The organism is Xenorhabdus sp. SGI240 (assembly GCF_040081915.1).
GTDB lineage: Bacteria > Pseudomonadota > Gammaproteobacteria > Enterobacterales > Enterobacteriaceae > Xenorhabdus > Xenorhabdus bakwenae.
The window spans coordinates 73,578-98,473 of sequence record NZ_JBEBMB010000003.1; the positions used below are offsets into that span (position 1 = coordinate 73,578).

Sequence of the window (24,896 nt, forward strand, 5' to 3'; positions counted from 1 at the left end):
TTAGTGACTGAATCGCACGGGGAAGAAAAACAGCAGGTTGATGGCGTTGGCAAAGAAAACCAACCCGGCGGCTGCGACCGGCAGACTTAACGGCCCCCATACCAGCAGGGTTGACCAACTCCATCCCATGAATAACGAAGGGATAACCATAATCATGACAGTCAGCAGAGCGTTTAAGGCCACAGAAACCATCACAAACTGGTTGCCGAACGCTTTTTTACGGTTTTTTCTTATTTCTTGTTCAATTCTTTTCTTTCTTTTATAGGGCATGACCAATACACATATGAGTCCCCCTGCCCAGAAGACGAATGCCGCAACTGTCGCTATCTGGTCATTCATATCAACGGAAAGCGGTTTTGGCAGAATATGTGCAGCGTGACCGCGCAGGTATTTAAATACGGACTGCCCTAATTCAATAATCTGCTGGCTGTTACTGTTTCCCAGCAGAGCTATGCCGACACCGTTTTGTGGATCAAATGCAATGTAAGCTGTGGAGTTGGGATTCTGCCCCGGATGGCTCCAGTACGTTGTCTGGTCGGTTTCAACATCCCAGCCATAGGCATATCCGTGGTTACTGTCTTCCCCATAAGGGCGCTGCGCCTGTACTAGTGCGGTATACAGGGCAGAGATTGCAGGGTTATCGTTTTGTGACGGTAACTGGCGCAATAAAAACTGCAACCAGATAGCCATATCCTGTGGTGTGCTTAGAACATATCCGGCAGGCGTATTCTGCAAATAACGCGGAGCATCATAGGGGCGAGCAATTGTGAAACTGATTTTATATTGCGGAACCGGCGCAATATTTTTCATCGCAATACTGCTTTCCACGCTGGTGTTATTCATGCCTAAAGGCAGAAAAATTCTCTCCCACATTAAGGCCGCGAAAGGTTTTCCGGTTGCCCGTTCTGCCACTAACCCCAGCAGGCTGTAATTTAATGTCGCGTACTCCTCCTCCGTTCCTGTCGGATAGGCCAGCGGAATGTTTTTCAGTAATAACGGCAGATGTGATAAGGCATTAGGCGAGGTATCAGGCTGTAGAAGAGAGAGCGTTGCTTCCCCGATACCACTGGTATGGAACAGCAGATCCTGGATTCTGACAGCGGAGTAACCCATTTTGGGATACTCCGCCAGTTCAGGCAGCCAGCGGATCAGCAAATCTTGTCGGTTGAGCACACCTTCCCGTTCAAGCAGGGCAATTAATAAACCGGTAAACGCCTTGGAGGTTGAAGCCAGTTCAAATACTCCCTTTTCCGCGTTTCCCAGACGCAGAGCAACAACCTGACCATCGGCCACAATGCTTAAGCCCGCTGTCGGAACCTGATTAACATTCCAGCGACGAGCTAATTCATCGGCAATCTGTTCCGGTTTCATCATCGCTGCGGCATTGGCAGAGATTCCCGTTGACCATGCAATCAGCCAGACAGCGATCAGAAAAAGTCGCTTATAAGCATGGGAGGCGTTAATCATGAGCGCTGCCCTCCCGCTCTGATGCAATGCCCCGCAGTTTACGCCGAGCCTGCAATGAACGCCGTTTATCCTCGACGCTAGCTGAGGGTTCTTGTACAGCTTCTTTAGCGATTGGTTTGGCATCCGATGACGCGGGAGCCAGTTCTTTACTCAGTTCGCGCAAAGACGCCGCTTTAAACAGTAGTGCCACAGGAATATCCCGTTCCAGACGCTGCTCCAGTCGTTTAGCAAACTGGATCAGATCCAGCGAAGTAGCGCCCAGCGCGAAGAAACTGGCATCGATATCCAGCCCTTCAACGCCTAGAAAACCCTCCAGCATCTGACGCATTGCCTGTAGTAAATCTTCCTCACCGGCATTTTTCAGTGATACCGCCGTTTCTTCATGGTTATCTGACGGAGTTATTCCCGAACGGATACTGAACAGCATCTGCTGAGTATCCTGTTGCTTTTCCAGAACGGAACCGACAGGCAGTTTAGAGACTGCAATATAGGATAAAGAAGTCTGCTGAACCAGCGCCGCCATTGCCATTGCGATTTGCGTTCCTTCCTTATCGGAAAGCCCTTCTGCCCGCAACTTTTCCACAAAACCCTGCGTCTGGTCGTGTCCTTCCATTGCAATAACAATCTTGCCGATGTGTCTTCCTTTCGCCATATACTGAAATGCTTCCGAAACTTCACTGGCGGGATAGGTTTTCGTCGGTAAAGGGCTGAGAATTTCCTGCGCGAACAATGTCGTCACTTCACGCCACGCTTCCTGATAAGCGGGATGTTCAGCGCCTGCCTGTACTGCATGGAAACTGCCCCCTTCGGCAAAAATTGCCAGCCCCAGCTGCCAGTTCTGCAAAATATCCCGTAACCCCAGCTCCAGAAAACGACCCTGTGGGGCTAACAGGGAAATGCTCTCTTCCAGCAATTCTCCCGCCAGTGCGTTAAGGATCACATCAAAAGGCCGCTCTCCCAATGTCTGGCGGAAAACGTCCCCGAATTCCCGGGTTCTGGAATTCGCCGCGCCTTTGGCTCCCATACTGAGCAGTAACCGGCGTTTCTCTTCACTGCCCGCCGTGACCCAAACCTCGGCGCCCAGATACTGAGCAACCTGCATAGCAGCCATGCCGACACCTCCAGCTGCAGAGTGAATCAGAATCCGTTGTCCTTTCTGCAAATTAGCTGCATGTTTCAGGGCGATCCACGCCGTAGTAAACGCGACGGGAATGCCTGCCGCCTGCCGGAAGCCCAATACTGGAGGAATCGCAGCCACAACCTGCTGCGGCATCACCACATATTCCGCCAGACAGCTATGCCCGGCGCACATCACCCGCTCACCGACACGAATACCCGTGACTTCTGTGCCGATACGGGTAACAATTCCTGCGGCTTCCTGACCAAAGGTCATTGTAGGATCGACCGGAGCGGGCAACACGCCCAATGCGATAAGCACATCCTTGAAATTCAGGCCCGCTGCCCTGACTTGAATCTCAACCTCCTGCGGGCCTAAGTGGCGACGTGGTTCAGGCTGGAAAATAAAGTTAAGATCCGCACCATCAGAGTCACTGTTATGCAAACGTATGACCTGATGTAACTCGTTATGGCTTTTTTCAGCGATTCCGGCTGGCGTAGCCTGAGCCGCCAGTGCGCCAGCGGCATCAATCAGTAACAGGTCACAGATCTCCACCAGCAAATTTCCCGTTTCTGAGTAAATATCTACCTGTAACAATCTGCCGGAACCGACTTCCTGCACCCGGACATGGCTTTTTACCCGCCACGCCATCGGCGCGAATTGGGTAAAGCTGCCGATGGAAACCGGCACAAACTGTATATCTTCCTCTTCCGGTGATGTTATCAGCGTTGCGGTATCCAGTAACGCAACATGCAAGCCCGATGTTTCAGCTTCTTTCTGATAAACGGCAGGAAGCTCTAACTGGTTCATAACTTCATCAGGTGCTATCTGATCGACAGCAATAATATTCTGCCACCGTGACCCGAAAATCAGGGCGGCTTTAGGACTGACACCAATGCCACTTCTGGCGCTGAAAAGATTCCGGGCAGCACCGGCAGGCAGCGATTTGTGGGTTGGCAGAGGTTGACCAGCGCGGGAAATTACTTTTCCGCTGGCATGTTTTATCCATGTTTCATCAGAAAATTCACCATTACCGGAGAAAATATCGAAAGAATCTGAGAAATTGGCAAAAATGACGGCAACATCACGATTATCCCGGTCTGCGACAATCAACGGCCTTTCAATGGTGAACTCTTTTAATGAGAAACCCTGCTGCATGTCAGGCCGTAATTCGCTGACAGCGCGATGAGCCAGCACAACCATTCCCATCGCTGGCATCACAGTGGTTGACACATCAAGCCGATGCTCATCAAGCCACCAGTTCGTGCGGGTATCTAACGGAAAACGCCATAGTGCGTCATCGCGGATAACCGCGCTGCGGACGGTACTTTCCTGTATCGCCTGATCCAACTGTTGAGCCGAGCGGGTTGCCATGCCGGATTCTGCCCAGTCATCCCACGCAATCGCCAGTGCTTTACCACCTTGACGGCGCACCTGTTCTGCGTAGGCTTCCAGACAGGCATTAGCCGCAACATAAGCAATCTGGCCGATTTTTTCCTTCGGTAATAAATTCCCCAGACTGGAGAACAGTAACAGTGCCGGATTGCCCAGCCGATGCAGGTTCTCGCACAGGAAACGGGTGCCGGTCACTTTGGGAGCCAGTGTCGCAATCGATTCGGATTCGGAACGCATTTGCAGCATTGCGCCTTCACCCCGTCCGGCGGTATGGAAGATATAATTCACGTTCACGCCACGGTTAGCTAACTGAAATACCGGCATAAATGCCTTTTCCAGTGCCTGCTCATCGCCAAAATCAGCGGTGATAAACTCAACCCGACTGCCTTTTTGCTCCAGCATTAAGGCCCAACGTAACAATTCAGCATGTGCCCCGTTTTTATTAATTTCCGTCTGCCAGTCCCGTTTTTTCGGCAACGGCTGGCGCACCTGCAATAACAGGTTGCAGTGATAGACACGGGCCAAATATTCAGCAATAGCTGCGCCCATGCCACCATTGGCTCCGGTTATCAGCACCCAGCTGTTACGGCTGATTGCCGACAGAGTTTGGCTCAAAGAGCATTTTTGTATTCGTGAGGTTATCCGTTGCTGCCAGAAATCTGTTTCTCTGAAACAATAGAATTGTCCGCCCTGCCATGTTTGTTCCGCATATTCTTTCCACTGCCGTAATCCACGGGCCACGGTTTCTGCATCGTCATCCCTAAAATCGATACAGACAGTGGAAATATGGGGATACTCTTCCGGCAGGATCAGCAACGGTCCCATAAGCTGATTTTTTTCAGCGTTCAGTGTCTCTGTGCCATCCCGAAGCGCCATTTGAGTGGCAGGAAAAAACAGCCGTATTCTGGGAACAGGGTTTTGAGTCGCACTCCATCTCGCTAGCGCGGTAGGCAGCCAGAATGCCCAGAACTGCGCCTGTTGCGCATCCAGATCATCCAATAACCCGGTGATGATCACATCCAGCGCTGCCGGGGAGTTTAGCGCCTGTCGCGCCAGCCAGTCTGACAATAACGCATAGCTATCTGAAAAATCGATTTCGGCAGGTGTGATTTCACTGAATATCAGTTGCTCATTGCGCAGTGCTAATGCCTTCACCAGACGGCGTTCTCTGGCAGTGATTTGCGGGCAAATCATCCATGTTATCGGTGCAACTGACAGTTCATATTCACTGCCGGACGGCGCAATACTGGCTTTTTCCCAGTCGAACCCATAATAACGATCACCGAAAAACAGGCTTGAAAGTGTTGGTATCCCACTGTTGTTTGCCGGATCTGATGGTGTTGCCGCGCTATGTGGTAAACAGACTTTTCGCTCAAAGGCATGACCGGGTAAATGGATTTTTCTTGCTATTGGCGCTGAATGACGAGCATCTCCATCGGTCTGTTGACGCACCTTCGACCAGACAATATCACCGCCATTTACCCAGATTTTGGCAATAAACTGCAATACGGATTTGACTTCGTGGTCTGCACCCTGCGTTCCGAGTGTCGGCACCATTCTGTCCATATTCAGTTGCAGCCATTTGCGCGTATGTTGCAACAAATCCATACCTGTACCGATTTGCACAAACAGTGATGATGCATGTTCTTGTGCCATCTGTTTCAGCGCAGGCCCGAACTGGACAGGAGATAACATTTGCCTGACCCAATACTGGGGATCGCTCATCTCATGTGCCGCGATTTTCCGCCCCAATGCCGTTGAATAGATGTCATATTGCGCGGGTTGCAAAGAGTGTTTTTTCAACAATTCACCAAACGCGTTTGCGGCAGGTTCTACCATTGGGGTGTGAAATGCGTGTGACACCGTAACGCGTTTAAAAGTCATTCCCTGCTGTGTTAACCACATTTCCACTTCTGCGACTGACGCTTCTGCTGTGGCTAATGTCCATGTTTGCGGATTTAGTTCCGATATGCACCACAATGTTTCCGGGAGCTTTTCTGAAAACGGTATTTCAGACTCACTTTTGTCCGCTCTTTGGTTAACCGCAAACACCGCGCCTTTTGGCATCGCATCCATCAGTTCAGCTCGCGCGATCACTAGTTCTATACCCACTTCAGGTGTGAACACTCCCGCAATGGCTGCGACAGAAAATTCACCCAGACTGAACCCGCATAATGCAGCCGGTTGGCAACCCAACTGCTGTAACCAGATGCCTAATGCTGTCTGGGAGGCATATAAAATGGGCTGTAGATGGTAAGTTGACAACTTTTCAGGCTGCCTGATCCAATCAATAAGGGTTTCTCTGTGAATCGGATTCTTTTTTCCGGCGGATAACAATTCAGCGGCGTTATCCAGTAATCCCAGGTAGATCTTGGCGAATTCCGGATAAGCCGCCGCAAGGTGTAATCCCATTTCCGGCGACTGCGAACCCTGCCCCGGAAATAGCCAGACCTGCTCTTTCATCACGACAGAAGCACCGTCCATAAATGACCAATGCTCAAGCTGCTGTAACCAGTCATTACAGCCAGTCGCCACAAAAGCGGCTCTGCTGGAATAAGCTGCGCGATCTTCCTGCAATTGGTGGGCAATCATCGGTAAATCTGCCGATTTTGTCGGAACCGTTCTGAGGTGTGTTGAATAGGTGGCGATTAATTTTGCCAGAGACAAAGGAGAGTCCGCCGACAAAGGCAATATCTGCATGGAGAGGCTGTTTTCGTTCTCGTCTTCGCCTGCCAGTTCCGGCGGCTGTTCAAGCAGTACATGCACATTCGTTCCGCCGATACCGAACGAACTGACACCCGCTCGCCGGATTACCTGCTGTTCCGGCCAGTCGGTAGCCTGAGTAGGAACCCAGAAAGGCGTGCGTTCCAGCTCCAGATGCGGGTTGGGCTGGCTGAAATGCAAAGAAGGCGGAATGGTGCCAAAACGGACACTTAACGCCGCTTTAATCAGCCCGGCGATCCCTGCTGCGGAATCCAGATGCCCCATATTGGATTTGACACTTCCCACCGCACAGCGGAATTGCTGGATTTCGTCCGGAGATAACAGTTCATGAGCGACTTTATTCAGCGCCTGAATTTCAATCGGATCACCCAGTACCGTTGCCGTACCGTGGGCTTCAATCATGCCCATACTTGAAAACGGAATATCCGCCAGCCGGTAAACCTGTGAAATCACTTCGGCCTGCCCCTGCACGCTGGGAGCTTCAAAGCTGACTTTTCTGTCACCATCATTGTTCATGCCTGATTCAACAATCACCGCGTGGATCGGGTCACCGTCTGCGATAGCGTCTTCCAGCAGTTTCAGCAGCACAACCGCCACACCGTTACCGTTTACTGTTCCCTGCGCATCATCCGCAAAGGTTTTGCAATGTCCGTCAGGCGATAAAATCATGCCGTCCTGATGCAGATAGCCGCCAGCAACCGGATCAGTAATACAGGCTCCTCCCGCCAGCGCCAGCGTACATTCCCCCGCCAATAGCGCTTTACAGGCCAGATGAACGGCAGAAAGTGAGGTGGAACAGGCGGTCTGGACATTTACCGCCGGGCCATTCAGTTTCATGCGATAAGCGAGCTGCGTGGCAAAAGAAGCCGGATCGTTATAATTGCTGACATCGAACATTTCCGAGATATCGTGACTGGCGGTGGTGAATTGCTCCAGACGCGCCAAATTCAGCGTGGAACCGATAAACACTCCGGCATTTAACAGGGTATTGCCCGGCGTAATTCCGGCATCAAGAAAGGCATTAAAACTGACTTCATGCAGCAACCGAAGCTGCGGGTCCATTTTTCGCGCTTCCCGCTGTGAATAACCGAAAAATGGGTAATCAAAGCATTCAGTATCTTCAAGAGCGGCTTTAGCCGGTACGTAATTAGGCTGTGCAATCATCTGGGGCGGAATGCCGGCAGCCAGTAACTCTTCCTGTGAAAAAAATGACACCAGCTCACGCCCGTCTAATAAATTCTGCCAGAAACTCTGCCAGTCCGGGCTGTGGGGAAACCGGCAGGAAATGCCGATAATTGCAATTTCGTTACCGGTGTATGTGTCACCGGTATAGCCACGCTTTATCATTCTGAACTTCCTTTTGCTTTACGCCGCCGATCTGCCAGCCTGTTTTTACCGGAACGAGCCGACGACAAAATGGATTCTTGGGATAACGGTTTGGCAGGTTCAGCCCCACTTATTGCGGCATTTTCTGTATATCCGGCGGGTAACTGGCGCTGTTTTATCCAACCGGCAAACGAGGCGATGGTGGGATACTCAAATAAGATAGCGATGCCAATTTCCAGCCCGAAAACCTGCTGCATACGGGATTGCAACGCGATGATCTTGAGGGAATCGCCGCCTGCATCAAAAAAATTCACATCAGTAGCCACAATTTGGCTTTCCAGCACTTCATTCCAGACTGCCTGCACCTGAGTTTCAATCGGGTCGGTTAACGGTGCATGATGTTCAGCGACCTGTTTTTGTTGCCATTCCACCGCCAGCGACTGAAGCCGTTTACGATCAACTTTGCCGGTTATAATGCGCTCAAAACCATTCACCACCACAATCAGAGCCGGATTCCACGACTCAGGTAAGTCGTGGCGGATATGCTCTCTGATACGGGGAATCAGCGTTGCCGGTGGTTCAGCACTATCAACAAACAAATGCCACTGGCGTTTGCCGGTCTGCATCGCCGGTAACAGATAACAGCTGATGACCTGCTCCAATTTTTCGACAGTCCGTTCCAGTTCCCGTGGTTCAATCCGGATGCCATTTATTTTGACCTGATCATCGATTCGCCCCAGATACTGAAAACCGGACTGACGGGAAAAAATAACCGCATCTCCTGTTCGGTAGAAATACGGTGTCAGATCGGTGTATCCGGTCAGGTTCAGAGATTCCGTCATACCGCTGGCATGAATAAAATATCTGGCAGATTCAGCCGGATTTGTGGCGTAGCCATGTGCAACCGCTCGCCCGCCCACCCAGAGTTCGCCGCGAATGCCTGCGGGCAGCGGCTTGCCGAAAACATCCGCACAATAGGCAATCACATTCTGGATTGGCCAGCCAATGGAGATATCCGCCGTCAGGGATTGTCTGGCTGTCAGGCAATCCACCGTTGTTTCACTGGGACCATAATGATTTCTGACATCGTAGCCCTGCTGCAACAGGTGATCTTTGAGGCGTTTCGGTAGCTCTTCACCGCCAAATATCCATAACCGCATGGATGGAAAGAAAGGAGCATCCTGAATAAGCTGCGCAATCGCGCCGGGAATAAAGTCGATTAACGTGATGGATTCATGCTGCACCAATTCGACAAACGCCCGCCTCTCCAGTAAAACGTGAGGCGCCGGATAAACCAGCGTCGCGCCCACCAGCAGACTGGCGAACAAATCTTCCACGCTGGGGTCAAAATTCAGGTCAGTTAAGCCAAGCACCCGATCGGCAGAGGTCAGTGAGGTTTCCTGTATAAACCAGTCCAGCAGGTTCGCGACGGATTCATTGCGGATCGCGATCCCTTTTGGTGTACCGGTCGTTCCGGAGGTGAAAATAAAGTAAAACTCATCTTCCGACTGCCGATGACGATACAGCTCAGACGCTGCTGACGTTTCGGGCAAAATGGCATTTGACGGTTCAATATCCAGCAGCAGATAGCACCCGTTATCATGGTTAAATTCCCTGTTCAGCATCGAACTAGATAAAATGAGGTGGCAATCCGCCAGCGCCAACAGGGTCTTTTTACGTTGTGGCGGATCTTTCGGGTTGAGATAAAAGTAACTTCCGCCACTGAACAGAATGGCGAGTATTGCCTGCGTGGATAACAGCCCTTTTTCCAGATGAACCGCCACGCGATCCCCTGGCACAAAGCCCGCTTCATGCATATGTTTCTGTATATATCCCACTCCCTGCAACAGCTGATGGTTACTGATGCGGTTCTGATTATCAATTAGGCTGATATCCTGCGGAAACGCACTGAGCCGTCGATAAATGCCGGACAGACATTCATTAATATTAGGAATCTGCTCTTTTAATTCGCCTGTAACGAATAAAGTGTTATCTGAATTTTCTTCTAAATCGTGTGAACTCAGCGTGAAAAACCGCTCTTCAATCGGACTGTTTACCGGATGCCTGAGTAAATCTGCTGCCAGCGATTCAAACGCGTTAAACACCATTGTAACCGCAGCGGGATCGCCCTGATAATTTTCTCCGGCACTTAGCTCAACTTGCCAGTGTTCGATCCCTGAAACCGTTAATGTCAGACCAAAATGGGTTGTTTCTTCGCTGTGTAGCTCGGTCAGAAAGATATCGGTACGGCTGTCCTGTAAACTGGTATCAATGGGATAGTTATCGAAAACAACAATAGAATCATAAAGATCATCCCGTATTCCCGCCGCTTCCCGGATGATTAACGGCGGAGTTTTTTCATATTGCTGAACCTGCTGTAATGTCTGAAAAACCGCACGTAACGCCACTTCCAGACTCCATTGCCCCTCCAGCGGTAAAATGAGCGGCACAGTATTGGTAAATAACCCCAGCGACGGATATTCACCGTCCTGCGTCAATGCTGCGCCCCGGCCAGAGAATGTACAGCCAAAGGCAACGGTTTTCTGGAAGGTCATTTTAGATAATGTCAGCGCCCAGCACAGGTAGATAAAACTGGCTGGTGTGACCCCGATACGGCGGCACAACGCTTCTACTGTTGCCTTACACTCGGCGCTCCATACACTGTTTGCCGCAATTTTTATCTTGGTGTCATGTTTGGCGGTCTGATCATCCGCCCTGCGGAACAGAGGTTCTGCTAATAATTGAGTTGTTGCTGATGCCTCACCATCCGGTAATTGCTGCAATACGCTTTGCCAGTATTGACGGCAGGCTATCTGCTCTTCCGCACTTAATCCCCGCCAAAGCTGCTGGGCATACAGGCGCGCGGGTAAAGGAATAATTTTTTGCCGCCGCAATCCCTGTAACCATAGAGAGATCAGCAGCGAACTGCTCCAGCCATCCATCAAAATATGATGAAAGGAGAAGGCAATATTTACTGCCGCAGACTCTGTATCGTGAAAAACCGCGATGCGGAACACTTCTGTATTCAGCGTGAAAGGGGTTGCTTTCGATTTCGCCAGCCAGTCAAGGCAGAGCTGTCTGACGGACGATGAATGATCAATACGGACATATTCCAGTGGAATACGTGGCAACGCGTAGATAACTTGGTGTGGAACCCGTAGTTGCTGCCAGAGAAATACCGAGCGTAAAGCAGGTTGTGATTGCTGGATTTGCTGCCATGTCGCGAAAATATCTTCTTTTTCAACATCCGCCTGTAGTCTGAATATCACACCAATATGGTAAGCGCTGTTGCCGTCTTTCAGCGCATGAAACAGCAGCCCATTTGCCTGTGGTGTCACTTGCAGTAACTCTTCAACCAACTTTTCCGGAACTGAACACGATTTGGTCATAGTCAACTCCTGACCGCATCAAAGAGCGCCTGCAACTTTGTTTTTTCCGTATCAGCGGAACGGTTACTGCTTGCCTCTATAAGTTCCAGCCATTGCTGTGTGGACTGACAGAGGGAATGGCATTCTTCCATATTTATGTTGGCATTTTTAATTGTTTGTCTGGCCTCCAGCCGGATACGGGATAGCTGTTCTATCACCGCTGGAGCGGTTATGGCAGGCAGCTTCGTGCTGTAAAGGTGGAAACAGCAGTATCTGACAAACTGTTCCAGCCTGCTCTCTTTGCAATTCAATGCCTGAACAGCGGTGAACATCTCATCAGACGTCCATAGCGGACGCATGGGTAATGCCGAACGTTCGGTAAGGTAACCCAGCACATTTTTAGGGGAAATTTCCAGATAACGGGTCACTCCGTTTTGTGCAACATATTGCAGCCCCGGCAGCCACTGCACCGGCGAAATAAGGTGTTGCAGAATGGACGTTTTCAGATCCTCTGTGGCTAATTCCACACCGCTGACATTACAGACGACACGGGAAAATAACCTGTGTTGCTGGTTTGATGATGGCAGAAAATCAAGCAACATATCCAGTTTTTCCTTCGCTTCAGCCATTAATGGAGAATGAAAAGGCCCGCCGATTTTCAGTGGAAACAGTAACCCGCCCAATGTCTCCATCCGTGGGGCGAAACGCCGGATATCTGCCATCTCGCCGGAGAGAGTAACTTGATCAAACGCATCAGTGGCAGATACGTAGATAGCAATACCCTCATCCAAGCGCGCTTTATTCACCTCTTGTACAACAACCTCGGCAGGAATATGCAAAACCCAACACATATCGCCCTGCTGATAATGACGCGCGCAGGCTGCCACCACTTCGGAACGAAAATTCACCAGTTTTGTTAATGTTGCTAAATCTAGATAACCTGCCGCACACAGTGCCGGATATTGCCCCAGACTGTGCCCCATCATAAATTCAGGCACCAGCCCGCAATGCCTGCGCAGAATACCGGCAATCGCCACAGTGGTTGCTGTCAGTGCTAACTGCGCCACCCGCACCTGTTTCAGTGTGTCACGACGATTGCCATGAATCACATCAAACAGATCAACCTGCGACAGTTCTGAAACTTCTTCCAGACATGCACGGTATTCGGGATAGGTATTGAATTCTGCAAACATATCCGGTTGCTGCGCGCCCACTCCGGGAAACAGAAATACGGTTTTGGCAGAATCGAGGGATATTCTCATTCTGAGGCTCCATGAATAATGAAATCGAGTTCCGATTGTGAGAGCTGGCTGAAAGGAAAATCTGCAGGGATAAGTGAACGAACCTGACCAGCACATGCCTCTTCAGAACGGCACCATTCTGATAATCGATCATTAATTTGTGTCAGGTAATTGCGGGCATCCTCGGTATTGGCCTCAGGAATGCCCAGCCGCAGTTCGAGCAGAACAGAACCGGTTGCCGGTCGGTCATGGATCAGGATGTCAAAATCCGCCACGCTCTTTTCGTCAGGATGAAGAAAACCACCGGAAAGGGATTGAATTAAATTAATGTGCTGCCATTCTTTGCTGTCATTATCACTCAGGCCAGAACCAATATCATTAATACTGATCAGCGCCCTTTCTGCCGTGCTACTCAGCCCCAGTTGTTTCTTCCAGTCCGCTTTATCTTTATATTGTTGGGATTTCAGCCGCTGTAAAAAGCTCAGTGACTGATTTGAATTCACATTAAAACGCAGCAACTGGAAACCGGTAAACCAGCCCACCGCATTTGCCATTGCCAGATTCCAGCCTGCGGGCATTCCGGCTTCGGTAAATAAACGCCCGTGATTTTCAAATAACACGTTGACTTTATAAGGTAACAGGCCGCCTTCTGCGAGTATTTCCAGTAATATTGCGGCAATCAGCTGCGAACGTTCAGCTTTTTTGCGCTGTTCCAGTAACCGGAAGTCAGCCCCAGAAATGGATAAAGGCAGCGTAATCGATGTGATAGCGGGCTGAACGGCAGAATTGCCCTGAGATAAGCCGGACATATCCGTGATGTTTTCTACAGACAGCTTATCTGCCAGCCACTTACCCCACAGAAATGCCCCCTGTTCCGACTCTATTTCTGCAAAAGTGTCCGTTTCCGCCATTGGAGGGTTGAGTGCCTGATCTAACTCATCCAATAAGAAAATCCACGAATGCACATCGCAAATCAGGTGGTGACAAAGCAAAATCAGAAAGTGCTTGTTAACTCGTGGGTCATATACGACCTCATGCACGCTGGGTCGGCTCGCCAGACAAATTTCACCCTGCAATTGTTTGCGCCGATCTTCAAGAGACTCATCTGATGCCAATACCCTGCAGTAGTTTCCGATATTCCCTGCGGTCTGCACCGAAGGTGAAAAATAGAGTTCACTAAGATCCTGATTAGCCCTGAGAGAGAAAATCTTATGTCTGGATTTCACCGCCATCATTGCGGCATTGATCTGTTCGGCAGATAAGACAGAGGTGATTTCAAGCACAACGCCCTGCTGTAGCTGCTCACCATATTTAAAGCATTGCTGCTGATACCAGCGCACAGCGGGTAAATAACGCAGCCAGTTGGCATCCGGTTGCTCCGGCGCGTCTTCTTGTTGTAATATTTCTGTCTGTACGGATGATTCAGCGCAGGCATTTGCCAGCACCAGACCCAATGCTGTTGAAGTCAGCAAGGAGTTCATACCGAGCTTAACCCCTTTTTTCGCCAATAATGCGACCAGACGAATGGCTTTGATTGAATCACCCCCCAGCTCAAAAAATGAAGCGGTCAAATCCACAGACTGAGGCCAGATAGGTCTGAGAAATTCCTCATCCAGCCAATCAGGAAGAGGATAATTCTCTGTTTCCTGATGCGCTTTTTTATCGACTGAATCTTTATTGGGTAACTCAGTCAATGACTGATAGCTGATTTCAGCGGCGCGGGTTAATCGCCCGATATCCACCTTACCGTTAGCATTCATCGGCCAGGGTTGCACCGTGCAATACAGGTTCGGCAACCAGGATTCGGCTATTTTTTCTTTTAATTTATGCTGAAATTCAGGCGAATCATAAGGAAGCGGATAATTGCTGCATAAGACGATACTTTCCGTTTTAACGGTACTTGCCGTTTCAGCCAGACCCTGCGACGTGTTGATCACCAGTTTCAGCACCTTGAGCTGCCAGTTGTGATCCTCTGACTGACCGGACTGAATCAACACGTCTGTGACCGCTTTCTCGATTTCCAATGGATGAATCCGATGACCGCGCACCTTAAATTCATCATCAATACGGCCAATGCAGTGAAATATGCCCCGTGCGTCCTGTACGCCCAGATCTCCCGTGCGATACCAGCGCTGCTGTTCATCTGCACCAGAGACAAATTTCTCAGCTGTCTGAGATGGATCATTCAGATAACCTTCTGCCAGTATCGGCCCGCTGATCCAGATTTCCCCCTGAAAACCACGGGGTATCTTTTGCCCCCAACTGTCCCTGAGCGACAGTTCCGCTTTACCCAGCGCTGTACCAATCGGCATAACAGCCACCGCTGTGTTTTGGCTGTTTTCAAGATCGCCTGCGTTATCACTTAACGCATAAGTACAGCAGCCGACTGTTGCTTCCGTTGGCCCATATTCATTGATAATCCGGCTGCCTGATGGCAGGCAGTTCAGAGCATTGTTCACCAGCGAAACAGGTAGATTCTCCCCGCCGACAATAAACGTCAGCGGAGATCGCCCGTCAGTTTCAATGCCCTGCTCAATCAGCAAAGCAAGATGGGATGGCGTACATTTCACCCCTGTCAGGGATTTGTCAGCGAGAAGCGTGAGCAACAGTTCAGGATTATCGCGGATATCCTGTTCGTGCGTCTGGATAAATCCACCGGACAGAACCGGCACTAAGATGGCAGTTTGCGTCAGATCAAAGCCAAAAGAGGTAAACAACGGTGCATTAAACGATGTTTCATCTGCATATGCAGTTTTCGCAGCCAGTGCATAATTAGCCAACGCAATGGCAGAAATAGCAACGCCTTTCGGCTCTCCTGTCGAGCCGGAGGTATACAGAATATACGCCGGGTGACCGGATGGCGGTTGTGACTGAACCTCAGCACGCCATGCCGTTTCTGTTTGTGCCTGCACAGCGTTCTGTTGTTGCAGAGAAACCCGTAACGAAGGCAAATTCAGCGTTTCAGCCAGCTCCCGATCAGCCTCGGTATAAATACACAGGGAAGCCCCCGAATTGCGGATAATCGTTGATAACCTTTCCGACGGGGTTGTTGTGGGGCAGACAGGAACGACAGTGATATTTTTAATCAGGCAGGTCAGGTAAGACAGAACGATTTCCGGGGTACGCCTGCCCAGAATTAACACTGGTTGATGTTCAGGCTGCATAGCATGTAACTGCTCACTAAACCGGTGAATCCACTGTAACCCATGACGATAGGTGAACGCTTGGGATGCTGTTTCGGTTTTAAATGTGGTTTCACTCTTAAATAAAGTGCTGTCTGCGTGCCATTCAAATGCGTTAAGTAAGTGGACACCTATTGGCGTGGTAACAGATTGATGGATACGTTGCTCATCATTCTCATCTGTCAGGCTCTGCTGCTCCGTGATTTCAAGTGCAATATCGGTTGCACAGTCAAGTACGGTTTGCAGGAATGCGTGGCACTGCTCAGGCGACCATATTCTGCGAAAATCCGCTTCAAGCCTGTAGTAACCCTTTTCAAAACGATCATGAATGTGAATCGAGGCGAACAGCGATTCAACCGCCTGCATGTGCTCAAGCAATACCTCAGCACCCATCGCCTCTTGTTGGAATTCTCCTGTCTGATAGGAAACCCCGAATGCCGGAATCACCCGTTTCCAGTCTGCTGAGGCCAGTTCTCCCCAGCGAGTTGCCGGCGCATAACGTGAATGGGTAATGGCTTTTTGCAGATGTTTTTTCAGCTGTTGATAACAATCGACCGCAGTCTGCCCGGTCTGACGAAACACCGGTAGCAGAACCGGTGCGACAGCCATTGAGACTGCTTTTTTTGCCTCTTCGCTCCAGCGATTGACAACAGGTGCCTGCAATAATGCACAGTTACCGTCTTCGACCACCATCTGAATCCAGGCCACTGCGGTGAAAAACAGCCTGAAAATGGACTCACCACGGTCTTTAAACCGGCACAATATTTCATTCTTATAGGGCGTTATTGTGGCTTTTATCCGCATTGAACTCATTTCTAATCCACGATAATCACCGATCGGATAACGGCTGAATATTTTTCGTGCATCTGCTGATGAATTTTCAGCAAAAAGATGTTGCCAATAGGCTTTATCCTTATTAATCCGCCGGGAACGCTCGTAATTCTGTTCTTCTTCAGCAAGAATCGTAAATAAAAAAGAGTCATGTTGTTCCGTTGCTGAACTTGCACTCTCCTGCTCCAGCACTTTGATCAGTTGATGCTGCAATAACGCCGAACCCATGCCATCCAGCGCCGCATGATGAATTTTAACAAACCACCCTGACTGATCAGTCTGAAAGCGCACCGCAAAGATCCGGATTGGTGTGAGGGATAAATCTTCTTCCATCCGTAACTGACGTTGTGCCCAATGTTCAAATGCTTTTTTGGGGTCGGGAAAGTGGCTGAAATCCACTCTCCCCACTTCTGATTGCGGGCCGTCATGCCGGATACCGCACCACTCAACGCCGACAATTCCGGTTTCCACCTGCGGTTTATTCATAAAACCAATACGAAACACATCCAATGTATTACGGATAATGTCGGCAACACGGACAAGCTGTTCCAGCGCAATATCCCCTTTAAAACGGGCGATACCCCCAAAATAAAACTGGCTTCCGGCAAGGTTGAACAGCCCCATCTGGAAAATGGCCTGCTGTGAGCGGGTTAATTCAAAAATGGACTGATTATTCATGGTGAGCGCCGCCATTTTGTGTACCCTCTTTTTGTGTACAACCCGACGGCGTGAAAAAACGTTCCCGTATAGTCTGCGCGATCACTTTCCTATCCAGCTTGCCGGAACTGGAGCGTGGTAACTGCCCGGTTTGCCAATAGCGGGCGGGTAACATATAGGCAGGCATCTGTGCGGCAAGAAATTGCCTGATCGCCTGTGGTTCCAGTTCTTTCTGCCCCGCGACAATAGCAGCCACCAGCCACAGCTCTTGTCCATTATCTTCAACGACACAGGCAACGGCTTCAGTAATGGCGGGATAATTGAGTAAGTGATGTTCTATCTCGCCCAGTTCAATCCGCAATCCACGCAGTTTTACCTGTGTATCTTTCCGGCCTTGACAGAAAAACCCGCGTTCCTGTTCATACCATCCAAGATCGCCGGTCAGATAAATTCTCTGCTGAAGTTCAGGATGAAAAACAAAAACCTTATCGGTCAAATCCTGACGGTTGCAGTAACCTTCAGCCAGACACTCACCGCCAATGGCAATTTCACCGGTTTCTGATTCTGCCTTTAGTTCCCGCGTATCCGGGTCTACGATGTAAAGTTGACATCCGGTAAGCGGTTGGCCAATCGGGATAATATTTGACGGAATTGCTTCACAGTCATAAAAACTGACGTCAATGGCGGCTTCCGTCGGGCCATATAAATTGGTCAGACGACAGCGGGAACTGAACATCTCATAAAACTGTGTTACCAGACTGGCGGGCAGAGATTCCCCACTCACATAGACTTGGCGCAAATCGGCTAATGGCGGGTCAGATTCCAGACCATCCGGCATATCACTGTTCTTAAGTTCCTGCAAAACCGGCTTGAGCAGACTGGGAACAAAGTGAACCACCGTAATATTTTCGCCAGCCAACGCCGCTACAATGGCTATGGGGTAAGATTCCAGCCCCGGCTGGAGTAAATAGTGGCTTGCCCCACTCAGGGCAGGCAAAAAAAGTTCCCACAGCGATACATCAAACATCAGTGCCGTTCTTTGCAGGATGATATCGGTATCCACTAGTTCACTGTGTCGCTGATGCCATTCTAGCCGATTGATAAACGCACCATGATTGACTAATACTCCTTTAGGCGTACCCGTCGTACCAGAAGTAAAAATTAAATACGCCGGATCAGTCGCCTGTAACTGAGGCAAATTCAGCGGGGAATCTGAACTCAGTTGTGTGGTTATCTCTTCCAACTGATCACGCTGAATCAATACCAGTTTATCGTCTATATGACTGAATAAACTGACCTTATCGGTCGCACAGAAAGCAAGACGGCAGCGAGCCGTTGCAAACATAGATGACAGACGAGCCACTGGAGTTTTCGCATCGACCGGAAAATAAACTCCGCCGGCTAATAACACCGCATAGGCCGCAACCAAAAATTCCGGGCTGCGTTCAAGGCCAATGGCGACACATTCTCCCCGACGAAGCTCCCACTCATATATGAGATGATGCGCCAGCCGTTTTGCTCTCAGATATAGAGCCTCCCAGGATAAGGTGTTGCCTTTTCCCCAGCGTATCGCAGAGTTTGGGTTATCTCTCGCTGTACTTGCGAAATAATCAGTTATAAATCGACCTGTTTTCATGACGCAGGAATCCTCTGATCAATGCCACGGGCGGATATCAGATAAAATATTCTGTGATGTGGAATAGACGTTATTGGAGAGCGGCTTATGAATGAGCGTGGTGGCTGTATCGGGTACAGAGCTGTTTGCCGATCAGCATCTTTTGCAATTCATTGCTGCCTTCGACGATTTGCAGGATCTTGGCATCCCGATAAAGGCGGCTGATACCGTTGATTTCATCGCAACCGTGACCACCGTGGATTTGAACCGCTTTTGCCGCACTCACACCCGCTTCATGGGATGCAAAAAGTTTGGCTTGAAGGATCTGCTCAAGCGCATCTTCATCTTTGGCTTCTTTGGTTTTTGTCGCTGACAGGCAGATAAGTTGGGAGGCAAGCAGACTACCGGACATTTCCGCTAAATAGCCTCGGATAATGCCCTGATCTGCAAGGAATGAACCAAAAGTAGAGCGGGAACTGGCTCTATGTACTGACGCAGATAGGGCCGCCTGCTGTATACCTACCGCAGCCCAGGCCACACTGATGCGTCCGTAATCCAGCGCACTGTTAGAAATGAGATTTTGTCCGAAACCGGGTTTCCCGATGATATTAGTTTTCGGAACCCGGCAGTCATTGAAATCTAACATTGCCAGATGAGCACTCCTGAACCCCAGCATGTTTTTCTTAGCTGTGACGGTTAACCCCGGTGTATTTGCGGGAAGCAAAACCGCCGTATCTAATCCCTGATATTTGCCGAAGACCAGAAACAGATCTGCGGATTGAGCAAACGTAATCCAGCTTTTCTGCCCGTGAATACTTAGCTCATCGCTGCAATCTTCAAACTGGGTGGTCAGGTTTTTTGAATCCCCGCCAGCGGAAACCTCCGTCTGGGCAAAAGCACCGATAATTTCACCTTTGACCAACGGCGTTAAAAAGCGTTGTTGCTGCTCCTGAGTGCCCCAATCCTCAATGGTTTTTAACATCATCGAATGGACATTGAGCAGGCCGGTAAGTGAGCCGCTTCCGGCACCAATCGCCATATTCAGCAACCCGAAGGTCGTCGCATCAAATCCCAGACCGCCATGTTCTGTTTTCGCTAATCCGCCTAACCAACCGTTATGTGCCAATTGCTCTATTACACTGTCAGGCATGGTTTCAGAAAGATCCCATTCATCGGCATAAGGGGCAATATTTGATGCTGAAAACTGCTCAAATATCTGTAACCATTCTTGCTGTGCAGATGATAGAAAACGGTTAAACATTTGCTGCCACCTTTTTATCCAGAAAATGACAAACTGCTTCAATACTGGAAAAATTGGCATTATCAAGATCATCAATTTCTACTTTAATCCTGAAGTTTTTTTCCAGAAAAGCAATTAACTGGATAACAGCAAGAGAGTTAACTAGACCGGTATCGAAAATATTAACAGTATCACCTAAATCCTGCTTACCCGAAAGTTTGCAGAAATATTCAGATACCTGATTTTTACGTTCAGATATATTCATAACGACTTCCCTTATCAATTTTCATTTACCTTATCAAGATAATTTTTATTAATTAAATTAAATATAAACGTAATAATTTCCCTATTAATCTTGTTTGTCCCCATATTTATTTATTGGGATTTTATAACCAATAAACATAGCTACCGCAAAGGCGTGTAATCACCCAAATAAAAATAACAAAATTACACATTCAATCAGACATAAATTTAACTTACATTAACATCTTTTTTATATAATAAAAAAGATAACGACACAATAAAAATCAAAACGTGTGCGATAACACGTTTAGACGTGGCCCCAAACGTATTCTGGTTAAGGAAGCTTTTTCCTAAATTAGATTCACCTACACCGTGTATTTAGCCAAGTCTTTAGGGGTTATTTTTTTAGACACATTGTCTTTATTAATAGATAAAACTACCTTTCCATGTAATCCATCCAAAGGATTATCACCTATTTTTTTTATTGTCAAAATTGCAGCCCTATGTTTAACGCCAGAAAATATGGAATCATCTTCATTTTTAAGCCTATTAACATCCCTTGGAGAATACATATCATCACTCATGACTTCTTTAGATATATCCTCGGGGAAATATAGTTGGCCTACAAAATAGAATTTATCTTCCTGTCTTTTTTGTACATTCGCATTCCTTGCTGATAAATGAATATGTATAGCTCTTCCAGCATAAAAACCGGGGAAAATTGTGGTGAATCTGACTATGCCTTCTTTGTCTGTCCTTTGTGACCCACGAAGAAATGTGCTTTCATCAGTTCTCGAAATTGTTCCTATATCACTAGATGGAGCCTCAAGGTCTGGATTGATGTATTTCCAACCTGAATACTTTCCCATTGCATTACAATGCCATATATCAATAAGGATATCATGTAGAGGTTTACAGGTTACAGAATCAATGATTTTCATTGTCAATAAAAGAGGTATTCCTGGTTCATCCTCTGTTATATTCCTTCTCAGTAATTTGTTATTTATAAAATATGGCCCTGACATTTCCTCTGGAGTCATTTCGCAAACGCCGATATCAATACTATCCTCTTTCTTTGATTGATTATGTGAAGAGGCAAAAACTCCTGCTGGAACCAGAGGCAATAATGAGAATGCTGCACCAGTAATACTTGCCTGTTTCAGAAAAAGTCTTCTTTCATTTTTCATAAAGTGGCTCCTTATAGGCCATTTAATTATTGTCTATATAGCAAGACGATGTCTGAATATATATAAATTCCTCTTTTTTAAACAGAACTAAATTATGTATCACATTGATATTAAATGATAATGGGTTCACATAAAACAACCAATTGTGTTAATTGTAAAGTTTGTTGAAGTCTATCAATTGTCAATGTCAGTAACCCAAATGTATCATTGGTATCATTTTAATGGGATTAGGTGTTTCTTTAGGTGTAAGCCCTATTATCAATTGATAAGTTACAAAAACACAATCATAGAGGTTAACTATTATGCCAATCAACTTTAATTCTCCAGAAAATAGACATAGTTATCTTGGTCGTGAAGCTCAACAAGAATGGTTCGATTTAATGCAGAAGCTGGTGGATCCATGCGATAAGGAAATCGCGGATATTGGTTGTGGTGGAGGTATTTATTCTCTGGCATGGCAAAAAATGGGAGCTAAAAAAGTTACTTGCGTTGATTTTTCCCCGCAGATGCTGTCTGATGCAGCGGAAAATACCCAAGGTTTGCCAAATATCGTTATCAAACAGGGTGATGCTCTTTGCACTGGTTTACCTGATAGTAGTCAAGATGTTATCTTTGAAAGAGCACTTATTCACCATATTAATCAAGAAAATAGAAACACTTGTTTTGCCGAAGCTTATCGCTTATTGCGTTCTGGCGGAGTATATATCTTGCAGGACAGAACTATGCAAGATATCCAACTTCCTGGATCACCCGAACATATTCGTGGCTATCTCTTCGACGTTTATCCTCACCTGCGAAATTTTGAAAATCAACGCAGACCAGACAAGGTTGAAGTGATTGATGGCTTACAATCAGTTGGTTTTAAACAAGTTAAAGCATTTTCTCTTTTGGAAAAATATACTGTCTATAAGAATTTTTCACAATTAGCCTCAGAGCTTCTGGCGCGTAAAGGACGCTCTATATTGCATGAATTAAGTGATGAAGAGATAGCTTATCTAATCAAGCATATTGAAAAATCGCTGGGTAATGATACGGATATCGTTGAGGAAGATTTTTGGACTGTATGGATAGGAGTAAAATAAAGGATAAGCGGAGATAAAATCATTAACATTTTGAAAAATATGAATTTATAAATTACGAATAGCGGAGAAATATGAATTTTGAAATAAAAAAGAGCTTAGGTAAATATAAGCTCTTTTTTCAATTAGTTAAATAATTCCGATGAACATCCAGGTTTATTAACCAATAAATGGTACACTTGGTTCTAATCTTAACCGAGATTTTTTCTCTTCTTCATCAAGAATCTGGTTCAATTTCTTAACAAAGATAGCTTGAAGTTGCTGCCAAAACTCTTCAAAGTGTTCTTCATTGCGTAAGCAATAAGTCATTACCGCAGCTCGTAGTACATAGATATTGCGAACTTTCTCCCATTCACTACGGCTAAAACCACATTTCTCTGCATAGTGCCACGGTGTATCACCATATTCTTTATAATCTAATATGGTTGATGATGTGAGAAAATCATTGGCATAAGCACGCCCTGTGGAGTATGAACAAAGCTCGTATAGACGCTTGTTAAGCGCATTGTGATTGCTCAGACTTTCGCTACCAATTTCTTTGAACGTAAAGTTGATCATATGGAAATCAGGGGATGGAAAGATATGTACTTCAAATCGATGTTTACCAATTTCTATTGGCGGTAAGTTTGCCAGTTTATTCAACAACCTTTGTGCTGTGACGATACCAGCAGCAATTATTTTTCCATATCCATTAATATTCAAAGGTAACAGACGATGAGCAGCCCAAAGTGCCGCGGCTGTTGCTCCTGATTTTGAACCTTCCATGATGGATGAACCAAGAATTCCCCGATTGATGGTATTTGTTTTATCATCATGGTCTTCAAACACATATGCTGCATGTGAAGAGATCAATTCGAGAATACGCTTGTCTTTCATGCAGACAGCGCCCGCTGCATATTGAATGAAGCCAACTTTATGCGGATCCACAGTAATTGAGTCTACTTCTTTCAATGCCTTGAAACTTTGGTAAACTTCCGGTTTTGGCCAACTGATATTTTCTGGCATGATCCCCACCGAACGGTGGTAACTGGCCAGTTCATCATATTCTACAAATTCTCCCCGCTCATTCAGGAGCATGGAACACGCATATCCTGCGTAAGCAGCATCAACGTGAATATAGAATGACTCACCATAACGTTCCTCACACTCTTTCCTCAACGTAATGATTTCATCAATCCGATCAATGGCCCCCACTTCAGTTGTTCCCACCACCGCAATCATTGCCAGGATTGGTTCACCTTGTTCAATTAATTCAAAGGTGATTTTCCGCATTTGGGCAATGTCAGTTTGATAGTTCTCATTTACAGGTAATGGAATAATGTTTTCTTGACCAATACCAAAAATATCTGCAGCTTTCATCCAAGAATAGTGCTTGGATTGTGGGACCAGTAATTTGCCTAGAATTTCCGCCTTAACTCCTGTACCACGACATGTCATATCGCGAATTTCTTCAAACAGTCCACGTTTTTGCAGTTCGGTAATAAGATCCAAAAGTTCAGCGGTGGGTATATTTTTCAATTGCCGGGACGTTTTATGTTCGATGAGATCTTTTGCTTTAGGATGTTGAGATATCGCATAAGACAATGTTTTTAAATTCCTGGCTACCCATAGACCTTCATAATTAGCTACTGTGCCACCAGAAGTAATATGCCCCCAGGATTTCTGCGGGTCATAACCAAACATGCGACAGAGATCTAATCCTGAGTCAAGCTCTAATTCTGTTGTTGTCGGGGATGCTTCATAACTACAGTTATTCGGGTTATACATCATGGCCATAACGTAGGCAAGATTAGAAACCATTAAGGTATCACTACTGATATGACCAAGGTAACGAGGGGAAAAGAAAGGAATAGATGTGTTTTTCAGTTTTGCTGACAGCTGATTTAAGATCCCTTCTGTACGGTAAAGCGTTTCTCTATAGTTATGCTCATAGCGAGCAACGGATGTGACTGACGTTGAATCTTCGGGATGAAAACCTGAACGCCAATGTAAATGTTCACTCACTGCATAATCCATCATCTCTCTAAAAAAAACAGCGTTTTCTGATTTTGGTCCCAAAAACAATGCATCTACATTTAAATTAGGATGAAATGGTTTAGTCATGATCATGTAACCTTTTAATTGATTTTTTTGTCTTGTCTTAAATCAAATATTCATAAAATTATTAATGGATTTTTTATTTTCTATTTTAATGACAAATGTCTTGCGGAGGTTATAAAACCCC

The 24,896-nt window shown here is 47.2% G+C and carries 11 protein-coding genes; 1 reads left to right on the forward strand and 10 read right to left on the reverse strand.

Annotated elements, in window-relative coordinates; translation table 11 throughout:
• The 9 genes from ABLA76_RS00850 to ABLA76_RS00890 all read right to left on the reverse strand — a co-directional run bounded on the left by ABLA76_RS00850 (position 1) and on the right by ABLA76_RS00890 (position 21,593).
• Positions 1 to 1,467, reverse strand: coding sequence for a serine hydrolase domain-containing protein (locus ABLA76_RS00850; protein ID WP_348986505.1), 1,467 nt, complete (start codon positions 1,465 to 1,467; stop codon positions 1 to 3).
• On the reverse strand, positions 1,460 to 8,050 hold the full coding sequence (locus ABLA76_RS00855) for a type I polyketide synthase (RefSeq protein WP_348986506.1): 6,591 nt from the start codon (positions 8,048 to 8,050) through the stop codon (positions 1,460 to 1,462). Before ABLA76_RS00855 ends, ABLA76_RS00850 begins: the two co-directional genes overlap by 8 nt.
• Entirely contained in the window at positions 8,047 to 11,418 is a 3,372-nt protein-coding gene (locus ABLA76_RS00860) for an AMP-binding protein (protein ID WP_348986507.1), read from the reverse strand. Before ABLA76_RS00860 ends, ABLA76_RS00855 begins: the two co-directional genes overlap by 4 nt.
• Positions 11,419 to 11,420: 2 nt before the next feature.
• A complete protein-coding gene (locus ABLA76_RS00865) occupies positions 11,421 to 12,659 on the reverse strand; it encodes an ACP S-malonyltransferase (protein ID WP_348986508.1) in 1,239 nt (412 codons plus the stop codon).
• Positions 12,656 to 17,329 carry an AMP-binding protein gene (locus ABLA76_RS00870; protein WP_348986509.1) on the reverse strand — a complete coding sequence of 1,558 codons (4,674 nt, stop codon included), beginning with the start codon at positions 17,327 to 17,329 and terminating at the stop codon, positions 12,656 to 12,658. Before ABLA76_RS00870 ends, ABLA76_RS00865 begins: the two co-directional genes overlap by 4 nt.
• The gene (locus ABLA76_RS00875; RefSeq protein ID WP_348986510.1) at positions 17,322 to 18,944 is read right to left on the reverse strand and encodes an amino acid adenylation domain-containing protein; all 1,623 of its coding nucleotides are present in this window, start codon (positions 18,942 to 18,944) and stop codon (positions 17,322 to 17,324) included. The genes ABLA76_RS00870 and ABLA76_RS00875 overlap by 8 nt, the downstream gene beginning before the upstream one ends.
• Before the next feature lie 85 nt (positions 18,945 to 19,029).
• Entirely contained in the window at positions 19,030 to 20,184 is a 1,155-nt protein-coding gene (locus ABLA76_RS00880; RefSeq protein WP_285810782.1) for an acyl-CoA dehydrogenase family protein, read from the reverse strand.
• Positions 20,177 to 20,428 (reverse strand): phosphopantetheine-binding protein, encoded by a 252-nt coding sequence (locus tag ABLA76_RS00885; protein WP_053014242.1) that lies wholly within the window; start codon positions 20,426 to 20,428, stop codon positions 20,177 to 20,179. Before ABLA76_RS00885 ends, ABLA76_RS00880 begins: the two co-directional genes overlap by 8 nt.
• Positions 20,429 to 20,771: 343 nt before the next feature.
• Positions 20,772 to 21,593 carry an intradiol ring-cleavage dioxygenase gene (locus ABLA76_RS00890; protein WP_348986511.1) on the reverse strand — a complete coding sequence of 274 codons (822 nt, stop codon included), beginning with the start codon at positions 21,591 to 21,593 and terminating at the stop codon, positions 20,772 to 20,774.
• 302 nt (positions 21,594 to 21,895) lie between these two features.
• Between ABLA76_RS00890 and ABLA76_RS00895 the strand changes: the two genes are divergently transcribed.
• The gene (locus ABLA76_RS00895; RefSeq protein ID WP_348986512.1) at positions 21,896 to 22,675 is read left to right on the forward strand and encodes a class I SAM-dependent methyltransferase; all 780 of its coding nucleotides are present in this window, start codon (positions 21,896 to 21,898) and stop codon (positions 22,673 to 22,675) included.
• A gap of 156 nt (positions 22,676 to 22,831) precedes the next feature.
• Here ABLA76_RS00895 and ABLA76_RS00900 read toward each other — a convergent pair whose 3' ends face one another.
• Positions 22,832 to 24,775, reverse strand: coding sequence for a pyridoxal-dependent decarboxylase (locus ABLA76_RS00900; protein ID WP_348986513.1), 1,944 nt, complete (start codon positions 24,773 to 24,775; stop codon positions 22,832 to 22,834).
• Between the last annotated feature and the right edge of the window lie 121 nt (positions 24,776 to 24,896).